An 18,913-nucleotide genomic window follows, 5' to 3' on the forward strand; every position below is an offset into this window, starting at 1 on the left:
TGAAGCGGCCACTTGTGGAGTATCGACGCAGGATGCCGCCCGCCCTGGGCGCCCTACGGGACCCGGTGCAGCCACTCCGCGGTGCCGAACTTGGTCTCCACCCGCCTGCGCGCGGCGTCGAGTTCGGCCTCGGTGAGTTCCGCCGGCGTCGCCCCGTAGCGCTCGGTGAAGACCTCCATCATCGCCGCGACGATCTCGGCCCGGGCCAGGCCAGTCTGCCGGCGGAGCGGGTCGACGCGCTTCTTGGCACTGGTGGTGCCCTTGTCCGAAAGCTTTTCCTTGCCGATCCGCAACACCTCCACCATCTTGTCCGCGTCGATGTCGTAGCTCATGGTGACGTGGTGCAGCATGCCGCCGTTGGCGAGCCGCTTCTGCGCCGCCCCGCCGATCTTGCCCTGGTCGGTGGCGATGTCGTTCAGGGGCACATAGAACGCCTTGATGCCCACCTTGTCCAGCGCCGCCATCACCCACGCGTCCAGGAAACCGTAGGAGTCGGCGAAGCTGATGCCGTCCACGAGGGTCTGCGGCAGGTACAGCGAGTAGGTGATGCAGTTGCCGGCCTCCATGAACATGGCGCCGCCGCCGCTGATCCGGCGGACCACGCTGATCCCGTGCCGGCTGACGCCGTCGGGGTGGACCTCGTTGCGGACGGACTGGAAACTGCCGATCACCACGGACGGTTCCTCCCAATCCCAGAACCGAAGTGTCGGGTTGCGCCGGCCGGCACCGACCTCTTCGGTGAGGACTTCGTCGAGTGCGACGTTCACGTGCGTGGGCAGCACCGAGGGTCCGATGATGTTCCAGTGGTGGTCGCCCCAGCCGGTGGCTTTGGCCAGGGCGCGCCGGACCGCGATCGCGACCGCGCCGGCGGAGAAGCCGAACAGCACCGCGTCCCCCGGCAGCGCCGCGGTGACGGCCGCGGCAAGGTCGGCCGCGCCGGCGTCGACGGGCAGGCCGGTGAGGCTGCGGTTGATGTCCAGGAGCGCCTCGTCGGGCTCCAGGAAGAAGTCCCCGCTGATCGAGACGTGCGCTAGGACGCCGTCGACGACGTCGAGGTCGGCCACCACGAGTTTCCCGCCGGGGACCTTGTACTCGCCGTGGCGGCGGCGGCCGTCCTCGTCTGCGCTGCCGGAACCGGGGACGGTGGGAAGGGTTGTCATGCCCTTAATCCTGCCACGGGCCGCCGGCGCGGGTTCGCGTGAAGACCGGTCCGCACAAGGCCCGGGACGCGAAAAGCCCGCACCGTTGCCGGTGCGGGCTTTTCCAAAAGACCTTGGGAGCAGAAGGTTACTTCTTGCCGCCGAAGCCCTTGAAGCGAGCGTTGAAGCGCTCGACGCGGCCTGCAGAGTCCATGATGCGCTGCTTGCCCGTGTAGAACGGGTGGGACTCGGAGGAGATTTCGACGTCGATGACCGGGTAGGTGTTTCCGTCTTCCCACTCGATGGTCTTCGAGGAAGACACGGTGGACTTGGTCAGGAACTTGACGCCGGAAGCCAGGTCGTTGAAAACAACAGCTTCGTACTTCGGGTGGATATCAGACTGCATAATTGGACCTTTGTTCGCGCAACTGGATTTTGCCAGCTGCCAGGTATGAGTGGGATGGCTGCCCGGCGCCGGAAGGCACAGCACGGCCAGCTACCCATCATAGCCGAGATCCGCCGGCCCGACGAACCGGTCCGCATGCGGTCCACCGCCGGCTTTGGGGCATCAGCCGCGGTGCCGCAGCTCCCAGAACGCGACGGCGGAAGCGGCCGCCACGTTGAGCGAATCGACGCCGGGTCGCATGGGGATCTTCACGGCGAGGTCGACGGCGGCGAGGGTCGCCTCGCTCATTCCGGCACCCTCGGTGCCGAGCACCAGTGCCAGCTTCTCGGGGTTTCGGGCCGCGAGGACGTCGACGTCGACGGCGTCCTCGGTCAGCTCCATCGCCGCCACCAGGAAGCCGTGCTCCTGCAGCACTGCCAGTGAGCCCGGCCATTCCTCCAGCCGGGCCCACGGGACCTGGAACACGGTGCCCATGCTGACGCGGACGCTGCGCCGGTACAGCGGGTCGCCGCAGCGCGGGGTCACCAGCACGGCGTCGAGGCCCAGCGCGGCGGCCGAGCGGAAGATCGCGCCGACGTTCGTGTGGTCCACGATGTCCTCGAGGACGGCGATCCGGCGGGCATCGGCGAGCAGTTCCGGCAGCGGAACGGGCGCGGGGCGGTGCATGGCGGCCATCGCGCCGCGGTGCAGGTGGAACCCGGTGATCTCCTCCAGCAGCGGGGCCGACCCGATGTAGGCCGGCACGTCCGGATACTGCTCGAAAACATCCGCGAGGTCCGGGAGCCATTTCTCCGCCAGGAAGAAGGACCGGGGCCGGTGCCCGGCGGCGAGGGCACGGCGCAGCACCCGGGAGGACTCGGCGATGTACATACCTTCGGCGGGTTCGCGGAGCTTGCGCAGGTGCACGTCGGTCAGCCGGGTGTAGTCGGCGACGCGCGGGTCGTCCGCGGATTCGAGGTGATGGAAGCTCATGGTCGGCTCAGTTCAGCAGTTTGGCGATCATAAAGCCCAGCGCCACCAGGCCCAGGGTGAAGATGACGCCGCGCAGCACCGTCGGTGAGAGCCGCCGGCCCACCCGGGCGCCGATCAGGCCGCCGATCAGCGAGCTGACGGCGATCAGGCCGACGGCGGTCCAGCTGATCCGGTCGAAGGCAAAGAGCAGGTAGGACACGGCAGCCACGATGTTCACACCCAGGACCAGGATGTTTTTCATGGCGTTGGCGTTTTGCATGGTCCCGGCCATAAAGACTCCCAGGATGCCCACCAGCAGTATGCCCTGCGCCGCCACGAAGTAGCCGCCGTAGACGCCGGCGAGGTAGACCAGCACCACGAGCAGGATCCCGTGCTGCTTGTCACGGATGGCGTGCTCCGGGTTCTGCTCCCGGGTCTGCACCCAGCGCTGGAGCCGGGGCTGGAACACGACCATCAGCAGGGCCACCACAATCAGGGCAGGTGCCGCGTATTGGAAGACCATCTCCGGCAGGTGCAGCAGCAGGTAGGCGCCGCTAATTCCGCCCAGCAGCGATGCCGGCAGCAGCTTCAGCAGCTGGTTGCGGCGCCCGGCGAGCTCCTTGCGGTAGCCCCAGGCGCCGGCGGCGCTGCCCGCCACGAGGCCCGTGGCGTTGCTGATCGAGGCGGTGACCGGCGCGAAGCCGAGCGCGATCAGCACCGGGAAGGTCACGAGCGTGCCGGAACCCACCACGCTGTTGATGGTGCCGGCCCAGAGCCCGGCGAAGAAAATGAAGACGCTGCTGAGGAACTCCACGCGCTGTCAGTGGTCCCTTCAGCGGCGGGCGGTGGCGGTGTAGCGGCCGCCGGAGACGTTGACATCCAGGTCCACACCGAACGTCGTGCTGAGGTTCTCCGCGGTCAGCACCGCCTCCAGCGGGCCGGAGGCGACCACGCCGCCGTCGCGCATCAAGAGGGCGTGGGTGAAGCCCGGCGGGACTTCTTCCAGGTGGTGGGTGACCAGCACGATCGCGGGGGCCGCGTCGTCGCGGGCCAGTCCGCTGAGCCGGTGGACGAGGTCTTCGCGGCCGCCCAGGTCAAGGCCGGCGGCGGGCTCGTCGAGCAGCAGCAGTTCCGGGTCGGTCATGAGCGCGCGGGCGATCTGCACACGCTTGCGTTCCCCCTCGGAGAGCGAGGCGAACGGGCGGTTCAGCAGCGGGCCCATCCCCCACTCGTTGAGCAGGGCGAAGGCGCGGCGTTCGTCGTCCTTCTCGTAGCCCTCGCGCCAGCGGCCGGTGACCCCGTAGGCGGCGGTCACAACGACGTTGAGGACCTTCTCGTGCTCGGGAATCTGGTTGGCCAGGGCGGCCGAGGACAGGCCGATCCGCGGCCGGAGTTCGAAGACGTCGACGGCGCCGAGGATCTCTTCGAGGATTCCGGCCATTCCGGACGTGGGGTGCAGGCGGGCGGCGGCCACCTGCAGCAGAGTGGTCTTGCCGGCGCCGTTGGGGCCCAGGATCACCCAGCGCTCGCCCTCCTTGACCTGCCAGTCGACCTTGTCGAGGAGCGTTTTCGCCCCACGCACAACGCTGACGGCGGCCATTTCAAGAACATCACTCATAGGAGTAGACACTAGGACAAAAAAGCGGACGACTGATAACCGGGCCGGGCGCCCGGCGGCGGTCCCCGTGGCCCGCGTCACCGGAGCGAAACCAATTCCGGTCCGCCCCGGCCCGCTCGCTAGGATTGAGGCCATGAGTTCGAACGTGACCGCGGTCAGCTACGGCATCAATTTGTCCCCTTCCCAAGTTGAGCAGGTGCGCCGGTCGCTGGCCGGGGCGGGGCTGGCCCTGGGCTCCGAAAATACTGCCGGCGACGGCCGCTACTCCGTCTATTCCGTGGACTGCACGCTCCCGGGCGCCCTTACCTCCGCCGGACTGGCCGAGCTCCGCCGGAGCATCGCCGGAATCGACGGGGTGGACATAGCCGTTGTTCCCGCCGTGCTGCGGCGGGCCCCGCGGAAGTTCCTGATCATGGACGTTGACTCAACCCTGATCAAACAGGAGGTCATTGAACTGCTGGCCGCCTATGCGGGCAAACGCGAGGAAGTCACGGCCGTGACCGAGGCGGCCATGCGGGGCGAGCTGGACTTTGCCCAGAGCCTGCACGCCCGGGTGGCGGTGCTCGCCGGGCTGCCGGCCGACGTCGTCGATTCCGTCCGCGCCGAGGTGACACTGAGCGACGGCGCCGCCGAACTGGTGGCCGCCTTCAAGGCGGCCGGCCACGCGGTGGCAGTCGTCTCGGGCGGCTTCAACCAGGTCCTGCGCCCGATTGCGGAGCGGCTGGGGCTGGACCACTGGATCGCCAACGAGCTGGAAATTTCCGACGGCGCCCTGACGGGCAAGGTGGTGGGCGACGTCGTGGACCGTGCCGCCAAGGAGAAGTACCTGCGCGAGTGGGCGGCCGCCGAGGGCATCCCGATGGAGCACACCATTGCGGTGGGCGACGGCGCCAATGACCTGGACATGCTCGGCGCCGCCGGGATCGGCGTCGCGTTCAACGCCAAGCCGGCCGTCCGGGCCGCGGCAGACGCCGCTATCAATATGTCCTACCTGGACGCCGTCCGGCACATCGCCGGGGTCTAAGCTTCAGCGGCCGCGCACCCGGGCGGCGCCTTAACGCCGGATGGCACCCGGCGGCAGCGTTTGTGAGGAACGCTGGCGCCAGGTGCCATCACGGCGCGGCCTAGTTGGTGCCGCCGGCCTTGTCGAAGTAGTCGGCGCCGCCAACATACTCGGTGTGGCCGGTCTCGACGTCGGCGGTGGCCATCTTGGCGACCTCCGCAGCGAATTCCCTGACCGAGTAGAGCTTGCCGGCCTCGGCACGGCGGGCCTCGATGGCGCCCGGGTTGGAGCGGTCCAGCAAGGTGGCCGTGACGGTGCCCTCGATCATGTCACCGGAGACGACCACCAGGGAGATCCCCTTCTCGGCGAGGCTCGGCACGTGCTCGCGGAGCGCATCTTCGCCGGCACGCTTGCTGCGGGCGACGGGCTCATATTCGGGCATGGTGGGGACGGTCTCGATGAAGTGAGCCTGGTGGCTGGTCACAAACACCACGCGCGAGCCCTCGGGCATCAGCGGCACCGCGGCGTTGAGCATGTTGACCTGGGCGTCGCGGTTGAGCTTGAGGGCGTAGCCCTCTTCCATACCGGATTCCATGCCGCCGGAGGCGTTGAGGACCAGCAGATCCAGCGAGCCGAAGTTTTCCATCGCGGCGCTGGCGAGGGCCTGGACGCCTTCCTGCGTGGTCAGGTCCGCGCCGACAGCCGCGGCGCGGCCACCGGCGGCCTCAATCTCGGCGACCACTTTGTTCGCGCGCGGGGCCTTCTGGCGGTAATTGACGACGACGGCGGCACCCTCCGCGGCGAGGAATTTTGCCACCTCGGCGCCGATGCCGCGCGATGAACCGGTAACGATGGCGGTCTTGTTGTCCAGCAATCCCATTCGAGCTCCTTTGTTCCAAACGTCCAAATACTGTTGGGTCTGCTGTCCATCATGCCAGCGCCCCGCGGCATTTCAGTTGTTCGGGATCCACAAAGAAGGCGGACGGGCCTAGTTTAGGGACGGTTGCGGAGAGGGCCGACGTCGAACCTTGCGTGCGGGACGGGGCGGCTAGAGCCGGGAACGCCGGGGTGCCACGCGGGAGCAGGTCGCCGGTCGACGCTCGGCCTCTGGGCATGCCCATCCGGTGGAGCCGCCAATGGACATATTCGGTAAATGTCCATTGCGCGCTTTGCGGAATGAGCATGCCCATCCGGCGGCGCTACCAATGGACATATTCGGTAAATATCCATTGCGCGCTTTGAGGAATGAGCATGCCCATCCGGCGGCGCTACCAATGGACATATTCGGTAAATATCCATTGCGCGCTTTGAGGAATGAGCATGCCCATCCGGCGGCGCTACCAATGGACATATTCGGTAAATGTCCATTGCGCGCTTTGAGGAATGAGCATGCCCATCCGGCGGCGCTGCCAATGGACATATTCGGTAAATGTCCATTGCGCGCTTTGCGGAATGAGCATGCCCATCCGGCGGCGCGGCCAATGGACATATTCGGTAAATGTCCATTGCGCGCTTTGCGGAATGAGCATGCCCATCCGGCGGCGCGGCCAATGGACATATTCGGTAAATGTCCATTGCGCGCTTTGCGGAATGAGCATGCCCATCCGGCGGCGCGGCCAATGGACATATTCGGTAAATGTCCATTGCGCGCTTTGAGGAATGAGCATGCCCATCGAAGTGCGCGGCCAGGGCTGAGCATGTCCGCTGTCGGACCGCGAAGAATGGGCATGCCCATCCGGCGGTCCAGTGAAAGCCCGCCCAACTGCGCGAACGAAGGTTAAACGGTCCGGATTAGCCCCGGTCGACCCGGATCTTTTTGCTCGGCTCCCCCGGCGCTGCCACCGGGGCCGGCGCCCGGACCTCGAGGACCCCGTCCTTGTAGCTGGCGGTAATGTCTTCCTCTTTGGCTCCGGCCGGCAGGGCGATACTGCGCACAAAGGAGCCGTAGCGGAACTCCGAGCGGTAGCCGTTTTTGCTCTTGTGCTCGGACTTTTCCTCGCGTTCGGCCCTGATGTGCAGCATGCCTTCACTGACCGATACGTCGACGTCTTTGTCGGGATCGATGCCGGGAACCTCGGCCCGCACCACCAGGGTATTGCCGTCCTGGAACTGTTCGACCTTGATGGTCGACGCCATTGTGAGGTCGCCGTCGAGGAAGCGGCGGACAGGCTCCAGCATGTCCGACGGCGCCCACTTGCTGAGATCAGCCATGATCAAAATCCTCCTGGGTCCATGCCCCTGCCGTTGCGAGGTGAGGGGCTGTGCCTCCATTACACGCCCCCGCCCGCGGCCCCGCCTAGGGCCAAAGGCCCGGTCCGGCCCCTAGTGGCCCATGCCCAGGCCGCCGTCGACCGGGATCACCGCGCCGGAGATGTAGGCGGCCTCGTCGCTCGCGATCCAGCGGACGACGTCGGCGACCTCTGACGCCTCGGCGAAGCGGCCCGCGGGAACCTTGGACAGGTAGTCCTTCTGCGTGGCCTCCGGAAGTTCGGCGGTCATGTCCGTGTTGATGAAGCCCGGGGCCACCACGTTGGCGGTGATGCCGCGGCCGCCGAGTTCGCGGGTGAGCGAGCGGGCAATGCCGACCAGGCCGGCCTTGGAGGCGGAGTAGTTGATCTGGCCCGGGGCGCCGTACAGGCCGGAGACCGAGGAAATCAGCACCACCCGTCCCTTGCGTGCCCGGATCATGCCCTTGGACGCGCGCTTGATCACGCGGAAGGCACCCGTGAGGTTGGTGTCGATCACCGAGGTGAAGTCATCCTCGCTCATGCGCATCAAGAGGGTGTCCTTGGTGATGCCGGCGTTGGCCACCAGCACCTCCACGGGGCCGTGCGCCGCTTCGACTTCGGCGAACGCCGCGTCCACGGACGCCTCGTCCGTGACGTCGGCCTTCACGCCGAGGATGCCTTCCGGAAGGGTGGCCGCGCTGCGGTAGGTGACGGCAACCTTGTCGCCGTTGGCGAGGAAGGACTCGGCGATGGCGAGGCCGATGCCCCGGTTGCCGCCGGTGATGAGGACGCTGCGGCCGGTGGACGTTGCTTCAGTCATGGTGGACTCCGGTTTCTGCGGCGCGCTCGCACCGCGGGTGGGGGCTGGATTTTCCTGCCTCCGATCTTAGCCTCCGGCGCCAGCCTGCCCCGCGTCGGTGACCGCGCTGTTTGGGCGCCTCCGCTGATGGTGAGAGAATCGAAGCAAGCCTATGGAGCGTGATCTGACAGCCGTGACTAACAAGAACCCACCCGGTGAGCGGACGTCCGGGGAGGACTCCGGCGACACCGAGGTCCACAGCATTACCGACGCAGCCGTCGCGCACTCGGAAGAGATGCGCCAGCGGATGGTCAAGTACGCCGTGGCCATGGGCATCCGCATGGTCTGCCTGGTCCTGGTTTTTGTGGTGGACGGCTGGTTCAAAATCATTCCCGTGATCGGGGCCGTCTTCCTGCCCTGGTTTGCGGTGGTGATCGCCAACGGCAGCGACCACGCCGAAGTCCACAGCGACTCACTGATCGACTTCGTGCCGATGGGCGAGCTGGACGCGCCCCTGGACGAGGGAACGGCCGGCCAGGGCCCGCCATCTGCGGACGCGCCCATCACCCTGCTGCAGGGCGAGCTGATTGACGACGACGAGGACCACAGGCAGGCTGCTTCATGAACCTTTTTGACCTGGCCGGCGCCGCCGCCCCGGCGGCTGCGATGTGCTCCCGCAAGGCCTGCCGCGCCGACGCCGAGTGGCAACTGCTGTGGAACAACCCCAAAATCCACACCCCGGAGCGCCGCAAAAGCTGGCTCGCCTGCCCTGACCACCGCGCCTGGCTGGAGGACTACTTGCAGACCCGGGGCCTGTGGAAAGAGACACTTCCGTTGTCCGCCGCCGACGGCGACGCAGGCAGGGTCGGCTGAATGTACCGGTTCCTGTTCTCCAGCAAGTGGCTGGGCTATCTGCTGCTGGCCGCCATTTTCGCGACCGCCTGCGTGTTCCTGGGCCGCTGGCAGATGGACCGCCGGGCGGAAACCCTGGCGGAAATCAACCGCGTGGTCTCCAACTATTCCGCCACTCCGATTCCCTTCGCCGCCGCCCGGGACCAGTTCCTCAAGCTCGACGCCGAGCGTGAGTGGACGCAGGTGGAGCTGCGCGGCCGCTACGACACCGCGGGCCAGCGCATTGTCCGCAACCGCCCGCTTAACGGCCAGCCAGGCTACGAGGTCGTGGTGCCGTTCAAGCTCGAGTCGGGCGAGACGGTGGTGATTGACCGCGGCTGGCTGCCGATCGGCAACAAGACCCCCGGCAGCCCCGACTCGGTGCCGGCCCCGCCGGCCGGACCCGTCACCGTGGTGGCCAGGCTCAAACATTCGGAGCCGGAACTGCAGCGCGGCGCCCCGGACGGGCAGCTCGCCTCGATTGATCTGGCCGCCTACTCCGCCCAGCTCGGGTACCCAGTCCTCACCGGCGCGTACGGCCAGCTGGCCTCCGAAACCCCTGCGGCGGCGGAGATGCCGGTCGGATTCCCCAAGCCCTCCACCGAGGAGGGCACACACCTGTCCTACTCGCTGCAGTGGTTCGCGTTCGGTGTGCTGATGTTTGTCGGCTTCGGCTACGCGGCACGGCAACAGGCACGCAACGCCGAGATCGATGCGGAGGACGCCGGGGACTACGAGAACCGGCCCGACGGCGACGGGTACCTGCACGCCAGCAACCCGGCGCCCCGCCGTCGTCCCGTCCCCCGCAAGCGGAAGAACGCCACTGCGGAGGAAGAGGAAGACGCCATCCTCGACGCCCAGGGATTCTGAAGGAGCACCCCGTGGACTCCGACGCCGTAGCGAACGTCCGGCGCGCGCTGCTCGCGGCCGGCTCGGCCGACACCGTCGCCGTCTTTGAGACGCAGGTGCCGACCGCAGCTGCCGCCGCGGCTGCTTTGGGTTGCGACGTCGCGGCGATCACCAACAGCCTGGTCTTCGACGTCGACGGCGCCCCCCTGCTGATTCTCGCCAGCGGCGCGGCCCGGGTCGACACCGGCAAGGTGGCCGCGCAACTGGGGTCGGGCAAGATCCGCCGCGCAACGCCCGATTTCGTCCTGGCCCACACCGGCCAGCACGTCGGCGGAGTAGCCCCGATAGGCCACCCGGAGAAAATCAGGACAATCCTGGACCAGACCCTCAATGCCCACGAGCTCCTCTGGGCCGGCGCCGGAGACCACAATTCCATGTTCTCCATCACCTACCAGGACCTCCACCGCATCACCAACGCACAAGAAATGCCCGTCCGCTAACGAAGGCAAACGTCTTGGAGCGCAACGGTGACCCACATCGGTTAGCCACGAATGGCCGCTAAACCGAACCGGTTAGCGGCCGTTCGCGTCAGATGGATAAGCCCGGTGCCAGAAGTGGGTGGTGAAGGCGACGAAGACGTGACCGCGATCCCAATAGCGACATCGCCGCAAGCGCCGAACGCGGTTCATTTGCGTAGCGTGCGTCTAAGCGAGGAACGAGCGAGCACGCGGCAAATGTAGCGCGTGAGACGCGAAGGCGAGTGCGGCGCGAGCCTGAGCCGCGGCCTACGCCAACGTAATGAGGTCCAGGTAGTCCTCGTTCCACAGGTCCTCGACCCCATCGGGCAGCAACACCACGCGCTCCGGATTGAGCGCCTCGACGGCACCTTCGTCGTGGCTGACCAGCACCACGGCGCCGGTGTAGTTGCGCAGCGCACCGAGGATTTCGGAGCGGCTGGCCGGGTCGAGGTTGTTGGTGGGCTCGTCGAGGAGCAGGACGTTGGCGCTGGACGCGACGATCGTGGCCAGCGCGAGCCGGGTCTTTTCACCGCCGGAGAGCACGCCCGCGGGCTTGTCGACGTCGTCGCCGGAGAACAGGAACGAGCCGAGGATGCCGCGGACCTCGGAATCGTTCATGTCCGGGGCGGCGGAACGCATGTTCTGCAGCACGGTGCGGTCGACGTCGAGCGTCTCATGCTCCTGCGCGTAGTAGCCCACCTTCAGGCCGTGGCCGGGGATGACCTCGCCGGTGTCCGGTTTGTCGACGCCGGCGAGCATGCGCAGCAGCGTGGTCTTACCGGCACCGTTGAGGCCCAGGATGACCACCTTGGAGCCGCGGTCGATCGCGAGGTCGACGTCGGTGAAGATTTCGAGCGAACCGTAGGACTTGGAGAGGCCGTCGGCGGTGAGCGGGGTCTTGCCGCAGGGCGACGGGTCCGGGAAGCGCAGGGCGGCGACGCGGTCGTTCTCGCGGACCGCTTCGAGGCCGCCGAGCAGCCGTTCGGCGCGCTTGGCCATGTTCTGCGCCGCGACGGCCTTTGTGGCCTTGGCGCGCATCTTGTTGGCCTGGTCCATCAAGACCTGGGCCTTCTTTTCGGCGTTGGCGCGTTCGCGCTTGCGGGCGCGCTCGTCGGTCTCGCGCTGGGTCAGGTAACGCTTCCAGTCCATGTTGTAGAAGTCGATCTGCGCGCGGTTGGCGTCCAGCAGGAAGACCTTGTTCACCGTGGCCTCGAGCAGCTCGGTGTCGTGGCTGATCACGATGAGGCCGCCCTGGTGGTTCTTCAGGAACTCCCGAAGCCAGGCGATGGAGTCGGCGTCGAGGTGGTTGGTGGGCTCATCGAGCAGCATCGTCTCGGCGTCGGAGTACAGGATGCGGGCGAGCTCCACACGGCGGCGCTGGCCGCCGGAGAGGGTCTTGAGCGGCTGGTTCAGCAGCCGGTCCGGCAGGGCGAGGTTGGAGCAGATCGCCGCGGCCTCGGCCTCGGCTGCGTAGCCGCCGGCGGCCAGGAATTCGGATTCCAGCCGGTCGTAGCGGTTCATGGCCTTGCGCTGGATGGTGGGGTCCTCGCTGGCCATCTCCTCGTGCGCGGTCCGGAGCTTGCCGACGGCAATGTCGAGGCCGCGGGCGGAGAGGATCCGGTCCCGGGCGAGCTGCTCCATGTCCGGCGTGCGCGGATCCTGGGGCAGGTAGCCGATCTCCCCGCTGCGGGTGACCTTGCCGGCGGCAGGCAGGCCCTCGCCGGCCAGCACGCGGGTCAGTGTGGTCTTGCCTGCACCGTTACGGCCGACGAGGCCGATCTTGTCTCCCTTGTCGATCCGGAAGCTCACCTGGTCCATAAGCAGACGGGCGCCGGCGCGCAGTTCGAGATCCTGGACGGTAATCAATGCAGCTAAGGCCTTTCACAACGGGGAACGCCGCGGCACAACGGATGGAAATTGGACGGGGCCGGGGCGGTGTGGCCGAGAGGACGGCCCCTACCAGTCTACCGGCAGCTCCCCCGGCGGCTGACATCGCGGAAGGCCGCGGACGACGGCGGACCTGCCCACCGCTCGGGTCTCCCGTCCGGGTGTCTATTGGCGGGGTGGCCCAGCTGCGGGGCCGCGGTTTAGTGGAAGCCCTACAAAATGCCTGCGTTGCCGCCGCCGTATCGTCGGAAGTGAGACCCGCACGCCCTGCCGCGTGCCACCCCTTTTCGTGACAGGACAACCGTGAGCAAGACTGAGAGCAGCGCCGCCGCCGGAGCCACCGCCGCAACCGGCCCCGGGACCGGTTCCTCCCCCGCCATCGACCGCCCGGGCCGCCGCCGGCGCTGGAACGCGACCGACCTCGGGCTGATCGCTGTGTTCGCCGCCCTCGTCGCGGTGTCCGCCGTCGTTCCCGCCATCCCGGTCGGGGCGCTCGGCGTCCCGATCACCGTCCAGACCTTGGCCGTGATGCTCACCGGCCTCGCCCTCGGACCCGGCCGGGCCTTCGCCGCCGTCGGGCTGTACGTGCTGCTGGGACTGGCCGGGCTGCCCATCTTCAGCAACGGCCGCGGCGGCCTGGGGGTGCTGGCCGGACCCTCCGCCGGGTACATTCTGGCTTTCCCGATCGCGGCCGCCGCCGTGGGCTGGCTCGCCGCCGTCGTCCTGCGGCGCACCACGGGGAAGGTCCGCGCGCTGGCCCTGTTCGCCGCGGCGATGGCCGGGAGCATCGTCTTCGTCCACAGCCTTGGCATCCTGGGACTGATGGTGAACGCCCGGCTGGATCTGTCCAAGGCCTTCCTCGCCGATTTGGCCTTCTACCCGGGCGATGTGATCAAGAACATCCTGGCCGTGAGCGTCGCGCTGGCCCTGCACAAGGCCTTCCCCGATCTGCTGGTGCGCCGTGCCCGCCCGGCCGACGAGCCCACACCGCCCGCATGAGCGTTGTCTTCGATCGCGCCGCGGTCCGGGTGGCCGTCGACGGCCGGCCGGAGCCCAAAACGCTGCTGGAACCGGTGTCCCTGTCGCTGACCGAGCACCGGATCGGCGTCATCGGGGCTAACGGCTCGGGGAAATCCACACTGCTGCGGATGGTCAACGGCCTTGTCCCGCCCAGTTCCGGCACGGTGACGGTGCACGGAGCCGACACGGTCCGCGGCGTCCGCGCGGTCCGGCGGCGGGTCGGGTTTGTCTTCACCGACCCCCTCGCGCAGCTCGTGATGCCCACCGGGCGCGAGGACGTGGAACTGTCCCTGCGCCGCTTGGTGCGGAACCCGCGTGAGCGGCGGGCGCAGGCGGAGGCGGTGCTGGACCGTTTTGGCCTGCTGCCGCTGGCGGACCAGAGCGTTTACGAGCTTTCCGGCGGTGAACGCCAGCTCGTGGCCCTCGCCGCGGTGCTGGCCGTGGACCCGGACATCCTGGTCCTCGACGAACCGTCCACCCTGCTGGACCTGCGGAACCGGGAACTGCTACGCCGCACCCTCGCGGGCCTGGATCAGCAGATCATCCTGTCCACACACGACCTCGACCTTGCCCTCGATCTCGACCGCGTGCTGGTAGTGGACGCCGGGAGGATCGTGTTCGACGGCGTCCCGGCCGCCGCCGTCGGGCACTACCGGGCGCTGTGCGCAGCGGACCCTGCGCCCGCTCCGCCGGCCGCAGGGGATTCGGCCGCCGGCGGGGCGGTTGCCGGGCAGTCGGTCGCCGGGGATTCGGTCTTCGGGGAATCGGCGCGGCCATGAGGGGGCATGGCTTCCTGCTGGCCAACTATGTGCCGGGAACGTCGCCGGTGCACCGCGCCCCGTTGTGGCTGAAGTTCCTGCTGGTGCTGGCGTGCGGGATGGCGTCGTTCCTGGTGGCCGGCTGGGCCGCGGCTGCCGCGGGGCTCGGGCTGCTGTGCGGGGTGTACCTCTTCAGCGGGGCCGGGCTGCGCCGGCTGGTGCGGGCCGTCCGTCCGGTGCTGCCGGTGCTCGCCGTGATCGGGCTGTACCAGTGGTGGCAGCTCGGCGGCGCCCCGGCTGCGAGGATTGTGCTGAACATCCTGCTGTGCGTGGTGGCTGCGTCAATCCTCACCGCCACCACGCCGGTCCAGGCGCTCTTGGATGGTGTCGCCTCCCTGGCCCGGCCGTTCCGCCGTTTCGGCGCCGACCCTGAACGGTTTGCGCTCACGATTGCGATCATGCTCCGGAGTATCCCCTTCATCGCCGGCGCCTATGCCGATGTCCGTGATTCCGCCCGCGCCCGAGGCCTGGACCGGAACCCCCGGGCCCTGGTGCTGCCGGTCTTCATCACCACAGTCGCGTTCGCCCGCCAGACCGGCGACGCCCTGGCGGCCCGGGGCCTGGGCGAGGCTGACGAGCTTGACGACCCAGAGGGCCGGCGAGGCTGAGGACCCAGAGGGCCGGCGAAGCTGACGAGCTTGACGGCCCCGAGGCCCGGCGAGGCTGAGGACCCGGAGGGCTAAGGGGCTGCTGCCGGCCAACGTACAAGTTCACCGGACAAGCCCGTCCCTGCGCCCCGCCGACGAGCATGCCCATCCCTGCCCACATGGAGTGGACATATACGCACTATGTCCAAGCCTGCGGCCGAAGGATGGACATGTCCGTCCTGGCGGTGCGGCATGTCCAATCTTGAAGCCGGGGACGGAGCATGTTCCAACGCGCAAGTTCACCGGACATGCCCGTTCCTGCGCCCCGCCCCCAAGCATGCCCATCCTTAGCCACATGGAGTGGACATATACGCACTATGTCCAACGCTGCGGCCGAAGGATGGGCATGTCCCTCCGGGCTCGCCGAGCAAGTCCAACCCCCGAGCCAGGGAATGGACATGTCCGTCCCGGGGCTAGTGGAAGGAGCGGTACTCGAACAGTGCGGCGGTCCCCATTCCGCCGGCGATGCTGATCATGGCCAGCGCCAGCTTGCCGTCCAGGGGGTCGCGGCGGGCCTGGGCCAGCAGCCGGGTGACCAGCACGGCGCCGGAAGCCCCGTAGGCGTGGCCCAGGGCGAGGGCGCCGCCGTCGAGGTTGGCACGGTGCGGGTCGATCCCCAGGTGGTCGAGGCAGGCCAGCACCTGCGCCGCGAACGCCTCGTTGAACTCGATGAGGCCAAGGTCCCGCGCCGAAACGCCGGTGGCCGTCAGCAGACGGTCAGCCGCCACGGCCGCTCCCATCCCCAGCAGTGCCGGTTCCACGCCCGCCGTGCCGGTTCCGAGCAGCACGAGGCCGTCGCGGGCGCCGAGCGCTTTCGCCCGCGCCAGGGAGGTGACCACGACGGCGGCGGCCCCGTCCGCGTCGAAGCAGGAGTTTCCTGCGGTCACCGTCCCGCCCGGAACGAAGGCAGCCGGGAATCGGGCCAGCACCGCGGGCGTGAGGGACTGCCGCGGGCCGTCGTCGGCGCGCACCGGCCCCGATGCGACGGGCAGCGGCACCGTTTCGGCCGCGAAGGTGCCGTCCGCGGCGGCGCCGAGCGCCCGGCGGTGGCTCCGCAGCGCGTAATCGTCCTGCCGTTGCCGGGCAATGCCGAAGCGGGCCGCGACGTTTTCGGCCGCCACCCCCATATCCGGATCGCCATGGCTGTCGGGCGCGAACCGGGCACGGCTGAAGAACCGCGGCGCACCGTCGGGACCTGGCCGGGCCCGCAGCGGGGCCGTGCTGATGCTCTCCACCCCGCCGGCGAGGAACACATCTCCGCTGCCCGGACCCCCTCCCACACTGCCGCCGGCGGCAATCAGCCGGCAGGCCAGGGCGATCGCATCCAGGCCGGAACCGCACTGCCGGTCCACAGTCAGGCCCGGAATGCTCACGGGCAGGCCCGCTTCCAGGGCCGCCAGCCGGGCGACGTTGCCGCCGCCGCCCACGGCGTTGCCGATCACCACGTCCGCCACCTGGCCGGCCGCGACTCCGGTGTCGCCGAGCAGGCGGCGCAGCACCGGGGCCAGCAGTTCGTGGGCGTCCAGGGACTTCAGGGCGCCGTGGGCGCGGCAGAGCGGGGTGCGGAGCGCGGCGATGATTACGGGCTGCCGGTCCGCCGGCAGCCCGGCGCGGCGCACCCCGCCCGGCGTAGCACTCACGTCCGGAACCTCAGCCAAGGCGCCGCAGCCGTGGATCACCGCGGGCAATCCAGTCGAGCAGGAGCGGGCGGCTGATTTTGCCGCGGTCCGTGAGGGGCAGCTCGGCCAGCAGGTAGTACTCCAGCGGCCGCTTGTTCCGGGCCAGGACATCCTCGACGCCGGTCCTCAGCTGGGTGCCGGTCACGCCGCCGTGGGCGGGCAGCACCGCCGCAACCACGCGCTGGCCCCGGAGCTCGTCGGCCATACCGGCGGCGACCACGGCCGCGACCCCGGGCACGGAGGCGAGGGCCAGTTCCACCTCGTGCGGGTAGACGTTGGTGCCGGCGGTGAGGATCATGTCCGAGCGGCGGCCCAGCAGGTGCAGGACGCCGTCGCAGAGGTAGCCCTGGTCGCCGACGGTGTACCAGCCGGCGACGCACTGCAGTGCCTCGCCGTCGTCGCCCCAGAGGTATCCGTCGCTGACCATGCCGCTGCGGACATAGACGGTGCCGTCAGCCCCGTCCGGAACCGGGGCGCCGTCGACGTCGAGGATGCTGAGCTCGACGCCGGGGAACGGGCGGCCGATTCCCGTGCCGCCCGCCGCGGGGGCAGCGCCGGGCTGGAGCCCGGCGCCTGCGACGAAGCTGAGCTCCGCGGCGCCGTAGTACTCGAAGATGGTGGCGTTGGGCGCCCACCGGCGTGCCGCCTCGACGGTCCGGGCGTCGAGCTTGGAGCCGGCGCAGATGATGCTCCGCACCCCGGAGGCGTCAACGCCGCCGGCCAGGCCGCGTTCGCTGAGCAGCCGGAGCATCGTCGGGACCAGCACCAGGCGGGTGATGCCGTCGTGGCTGACCGCGGCATGCGCGGCCCCGACGTCGAACTGTGCCAGCGTGTGGAACTCGGAGCCGGCATGCAGGCACTCGGCCAGGGCGTAGAGGTTGAGGCTGGCGGCGAGCGGTCCGGGCGCGAGCGTCCGGTCCCCCGGGCGGAGGCCGAAGAACTCCACGGAGGAGTCGAAGGAGAGCTGCCAGGACCGCCGCGACCGGGTGAAGGCTTTGGGGACCGCGGTGGTCCCGGAGGTGAGCCCGATCAGGAACGGGGTCTCCGGGTCACCGTCGGAGAGTTCGTTTCCCGGCCAGCCTTCGTCCGGGTCGCCGCCGGGGCCGCCGGGGCCGCCGGCGGGGTCAGCCTCCGCGAACCGGGCGGTGAGGGTGTCCCGGAGCTGCTGCGGCCAGGCGGGGTCGAGCACGGCGCACCGCCGGCCGCCCGCCACGGCCGCGGCGAAGGCGGCCGCGAACCGGGTGGAATTGTGTTCGGCCAGCACCGTGACGGCAGGGGTGGCCGGTACGAGTTCGGCCGCGGCGTCCCGGAGCGCAGCCCAGCTCAGGCGCTGGCCGGCCACAACGACGGCGGTGTCGTCGGGGCGCTCGTCGGCCCAGCGCTGGAGTCTGTCGAGGAAAGGCATCGGATCAACTTTACCGGGCAGGCGCCTATCGGCGGGCGGCAGGGGATATTGTGACAGCATGAGTTTCAATGACAATGTCCAGCTGGATCCCTCGCAGGTCCAGAGCCGCGGCGGCATGGGCCGGGGCACCAAGATCGGCGGCGGGATCGGCGGCGGCATTGTGCTGCTCCTGGCCGCGCTGTTCGGCATCAACCCCGCCCTCCTCGAGGGCCTGACCGGCACCACCCAGGACCAGACGCAGAGCCAGGCCACGGCTCCTGCCTGCAAGACCGGAGCCGACGCCGACGCCAACCTTGACTGCCGGATCGTGGGCACGGTCAACAGCCTGAACGCATTCTGGCCGGCCTACCTGGCCCAGTACGGCAAGCAGTATCCGCAACCCAAGACGGTGCTGTTCCGCGGCGCCACCAACACCGGGTGCGGCAGTGCCACCTCGGAGGTGGGCCCGTTCTACTGCCCCGCGGACCAAACCGCGTACTTTGATCCGGGCTTCTTCCAGGAGCTGGTGGACCGTTTCGGCTCCTCCGGCGGCCCGCTGGCCCAGGAGTACGTGGTGGCGCATGAGTTCGGGCACCACATCCAGAACCTGCTCGGCACCATCGACCGCGCCCAGCAGGACCCCCAGGGGCCCGAGTCCGGCGCCGTGCGCACCGAGCTCCAGGCGGACTGCTACGCCGGGCTGTGGGTCCGCTACGCCACCACCACCAAGGACCCCAAGTCCGGCCAGGCGTACCTGGAGCCGCTGACGGACAAGGACCTGCAGGATGCCCTGTCCGCGGCGTCCTCGGTGGGCGATGACCGGATCCAGAAGGCCGCCACCGGCAGGGTCTCCCCGGAGTCGTGGACGCACGGTTCCAGCGCGCAGCGGCAGAAGTGGTTCTACCAGGGCTACAAGACCGGCGACATCAATCAGTGCGACACCTTCAAGGTCGCCACCCCGTAATCGCATACGACGACGGCGGGCCCACCTCTGAGAGGTGGGCCCGCCGTTTCATGTCAGGGGCCGCCGCCGCCGAGGGTTCCCTGGCCGAAGCGGAGCGAGGCTAGGGAGGCGG

The 18,913-nt window shown here is 68.9% G+C and carries 21 protein-coding genes; 9 read left to right on the forward strand and 12 right to left on the reverse strand.

The features are described 5' to 3' along the window. Positions 1-53: 53 nt before the first annotated feature. From lplAB to ABLI39_RS14565, 5 genes are all read right to left on the reverse strand, one after another. The gene (lplAB, locus tag ABLI39_RS14545; protein WP_349414161.1) at positions 54-1,160 is read right to left on the reverse strand and encodes a lipoate-protein ligase LplAB; all 1,107 of its coding nucleotides are present in this window, start codon (positions 1,158-1,160) and stop codon (positions 54-56) included. 127 nt (positions 1,161-1,287) lie between these two features. Then, on the reverse strand, positions 1,288-1,545 hold the full coding sequence (locus tag ABLI39_RS14550) for a type B 50S ribosomal protein L31 (RefSeq protein WP_056739465.1): 258 nt from the start codon (positions 1,543-1,545) through the stop codon (positions 1,288-1,290). A 162-nt stretch (positions 1,546-1,707) separates the two neighbouring features. Continuing rightward, the gene (locus ABLI39_RS14555; RefSeq protein WP_349414162.1) at positions 1,708-2,517 is read right to left on the reverse strand and encodes a TrmH family RNA methyltransferase; all 810 of its coding nucleotides are present in this window, start codon (positions 2,515-2,517) and stop codon (positions 1,708-1,710) included. 7 nt (positions 2,518-2,524) lie between these two features. Continuing rightward, the gene (locus tag ABLI39_RS14560) at positions 2,525-3,310 is read right to left on the reverse strand and encodes a sulfite exporter TauE/SafE family protein (protein ID WP_349414163.1); all 786 of its coding nucleotides are present in this window, start codon (positions 3,308-3,310) and stop codon (positions 2,525-2,527) included. A gap of 18 nt (positions 3,311-3,328) precedes the next feature. Next, positions 3,329-4,114 (reverse strand): ABC transporter ATP-binding protein, encoded by a 786-nt coding sequence (locus tag ABLI39_RS14565; RefSeq protein ID WP_349414164.1) that lies wholly within the window; start codon positions 4,112-4,114, stop codon positions 3,329-3,331. Between the two features lie 133 nt (positions 4,115-4,247). Between ABLI39_RS14565 and serB the strand changes: the two genes are divergently transcribed. Continuing rightward, entirely contained in the window at positions 4,248-5,138 is an 891-nt protein-coding gene (gene serB, locus ABLI39_RS14570) for a phosphoserine phosphatase SerB (RefSeq protein ID WP_349414165.1), read from the forward strand. 100 nt (positions 5,139-5,238) lie between these two features. On the opposite strand, the gene ABLI39_RS14575 is transcribed toward serB, so the two are convergent. The 4 genes from ABLI39_RS14575 to fabG all read right to left on the reverse strand — a co-directional run bounded on the left by ABLI39_RS14575 (position 5,239) and on the right by fabG (position 8,165). Continuing rightward, positions 5,239-5,997, reverse strand: coding sequence for an SDR family oxidoreductase (locus ABLI39_RS14575; protein ID WP_349414166.1), 759 nt, complete (start codon positions 5,995-5,997; stop codon positions 5,239-5,241). A 457-nt stretch (positions 5,998-6,454) separates the two neighbouring features. After that, the gene (locus ABLI39_RS14580; protein WP_349414167.1) at positions 6,455-6,790 is read right to left on the reverse strand and encodes a hypothetical protein; all 336 of its coding nucleotides are present in this window, start codon (positions 6,788-6,790) and stop codon (positions 6,455-6,457) included. Positions 6,791-6,908: 118 nt separating this feature from the next. After that, the gene (locus ABLI39_RS14585; RefSeq protein WP_349414168.1) at positions 6,909-7,328 is read right to left on the reverse strand and encodes an Hsp20/alpha crystallin family protein; all 420 of its coding nucleotides are present in this window, start codon (positions 7,326-7,328) and stop codon (positions 6,909-6,911) included. 111 nt (positions 7,329-7,439) lie between these two features. After that, positions 7,440-8,165 (reverse strand): 3-oxoacyl-ACP reductase FabG, encoded by a 726-nt coding sequence (gene fabG / locus ABLI39_RS14590; protein ID WP_349414169.1) that lies wholly within the window; start codon positions 8,163-8,165, stop codon positions 7,440-7,442. A 151-nt stretch (positions 8,166-8,316) separates the two neighbouring features. Here fabG and ABLI39_RS14595 point away from each other — a divergent pair, with 151 nt between their 5' ends. The 4 genes from ABLI39_RS14595 to ABLI39_RS14610 are packed head-to-tail and all read left to right on the forward strand — an operon-like array spanning position 8,317 to position 10,384. After that, a complete protein-coding gene (locus ABLI39_RS14595) occupies positions 8,317-8,769 on the forward strand; it encodes a DUF3099 domain-containing protein (RefSeq protein WP_349414170.1) in 453 nt (150 codons plus the stop codon). Continuing rightward, positions 8,766-9,017: a hypothetical protein gene (locus tag ABLI39_RS14600; RefSeq protein WP_349414171.1), complete on the forward strand. Its 252-nt coding sequence runs from the start codon at positions 8,766-8,768 to the stop codon at positions 9,015-9,017. Before ABLI39_RS14595 ends, ABLI39_RS14600 begins: the two co-directional genes overlap by 4 nt. Next, positions 9,018-9,905, forward strand: a complete 888-nt coding sequence (locus tag ABLI39_RS14605; RefSeq protein WP_349414172.1) for an SURF1 family cytochrome oxidase biogenesis protein — start codon at positions 9,018-9,020, stop codon at positions 9,903-9,905. Positions 9,906-9,916: 11 nt separating this feature from the next. After that, positions 9,917-10,384, forward strand: a complete 468-nt coding sequence (locus tag ABLI39_RS14610; protein WP_349414173.1) for a YbaK/EbsC family protein — start codon at positions 9,917-9,919, stop codon at positions 10,382-10,384. A gap of 285 nt (positions 10,385-10,669) precedes the next feature. Here ABLI39_RS14610 and ABLI39_RS14615 read toward each other — a convergent pair whose 3' ends face one another. Further along, positions 10,670-12,268 (reverse strand): ABC-F family ATP-binding cassette domain-containing protein, encoded by a 1,599-nt coding sequence (locus ABLI39_RS14615; protein WP_349414175.1) that lies wholly within the window; start codon positions 12,266-12,268, stop codon positions 10,670-10,672. 399 nt (positions 12,269-12,667) lie between these two features. On the opposite strand from ABLI39_RS14615, the gene ABLI39_RS14620 reads away from it, so the two are divergent. The 3 genes from ABLI39_RS14620 to ABLI39_RS14630 are packed head-to-tail and all read left to right on the forward strand — an operon-like array spanning position 12,668 to position 14,735. After that, positions 12,668-13,288 carry a biotin transporter BioY gene (locus tag ABLI39_RS14620; RefSeq protein ID WP_349414221.1) on the forward strand — a complete coding sequence of 207 codons (621 nt, stop codon included), beginning with the start codon at positions 12,668-12,670 and terminating at the stop codon, positions 13,286-13,288. Then, positions 13,285-14,088: an energy-coupling factor ABC transporter ATP-binding protein gene (locus ABLI39_RS14625; protein ID WP_349414177.1), complete on the forward strand. Its 804-nt coding sequence runs from the start codon at positions 13,285-13,287 to the stop codon at positions 14,086-14,088. Before ABLI39_RS14620 ends, ABLI39_RS14625 begins: the two co-directional genes overlap by 4 nt. Continuing rightward, positions 14,085-14,735, forward strand: coding sequence for an energy-coupling factor transporter transmembrane component T family protein (locus ABLI39_RS14630; RefSeq protein ID WP_349414179.1), 651 nt, complete (start codon positions 14,085-14,087; stop codon positions 14,733-14,735). The genes ABLI39_RS14625 and ABLI39_RS14630 overlap by 4 nt, the downstream gene beginning before the upstream one ends. A 452-nt stretch (positions 14,736-15,187) precedes the next feature. Here ABLI39_RS14630 and ABLI39_RS14635 read toward each other — a convergent pair whose 3' ends face one another. Both ABLI39_RS14635 and ABLI39_RS14640 read right to left on the reverse strand, forming a co-directional pair. After that, positions 15,188-16,414 (reverse strand): thiolase family protein, encoded by a 1,227-nt coding sequence (locus ABLI39_RS14635; RefSeq protein WP_349414181.1) that lies wholly within the window; start codon positions 16,412-16,414, stop codon positions 15,188-15,190. Positions 16,415-16,424: 10 nt separating this feature from the next. Beyond that, entirely contained in the window at positions 16,425-17,858 is a 1,434-nt protein-coding gene (locus ABLI39_RS14640; protein ID WP_349414183.1) for a class I adenylate-forming enzyme family protein, read from the reverse strand. A 58-nt stretch (positions 17,859-17,916) separates the two neighbouring features. Between ABLI39_RS14640 and ypfJ the strand changes: the two genes are divergently transcribed. Next, complete coding sequence (gene ypfJ, locus ABLI39_RS14645; RefSeq protein ID WP_349414185.1) at positions 17,917-18,801, forward strand: KPN_02809 family neutral zinc metallopeptidase; 885 nt, start codon at positions 17,917-17,919, stop codon at positions 18,799-18,801. Positions 18,802-18,913: the final 112 nt, after the last annotated feature.

Origin of the sequence: Pseudarthrobacter sp. B907, assembly GCF_040137805.1 — a bacterium.
Classification (GTDB): domain Bacteria; phylum Actinomycetota; class Actinomycetes; order Actinomycetales; family Micrococcaceae; genus Arthrobacter.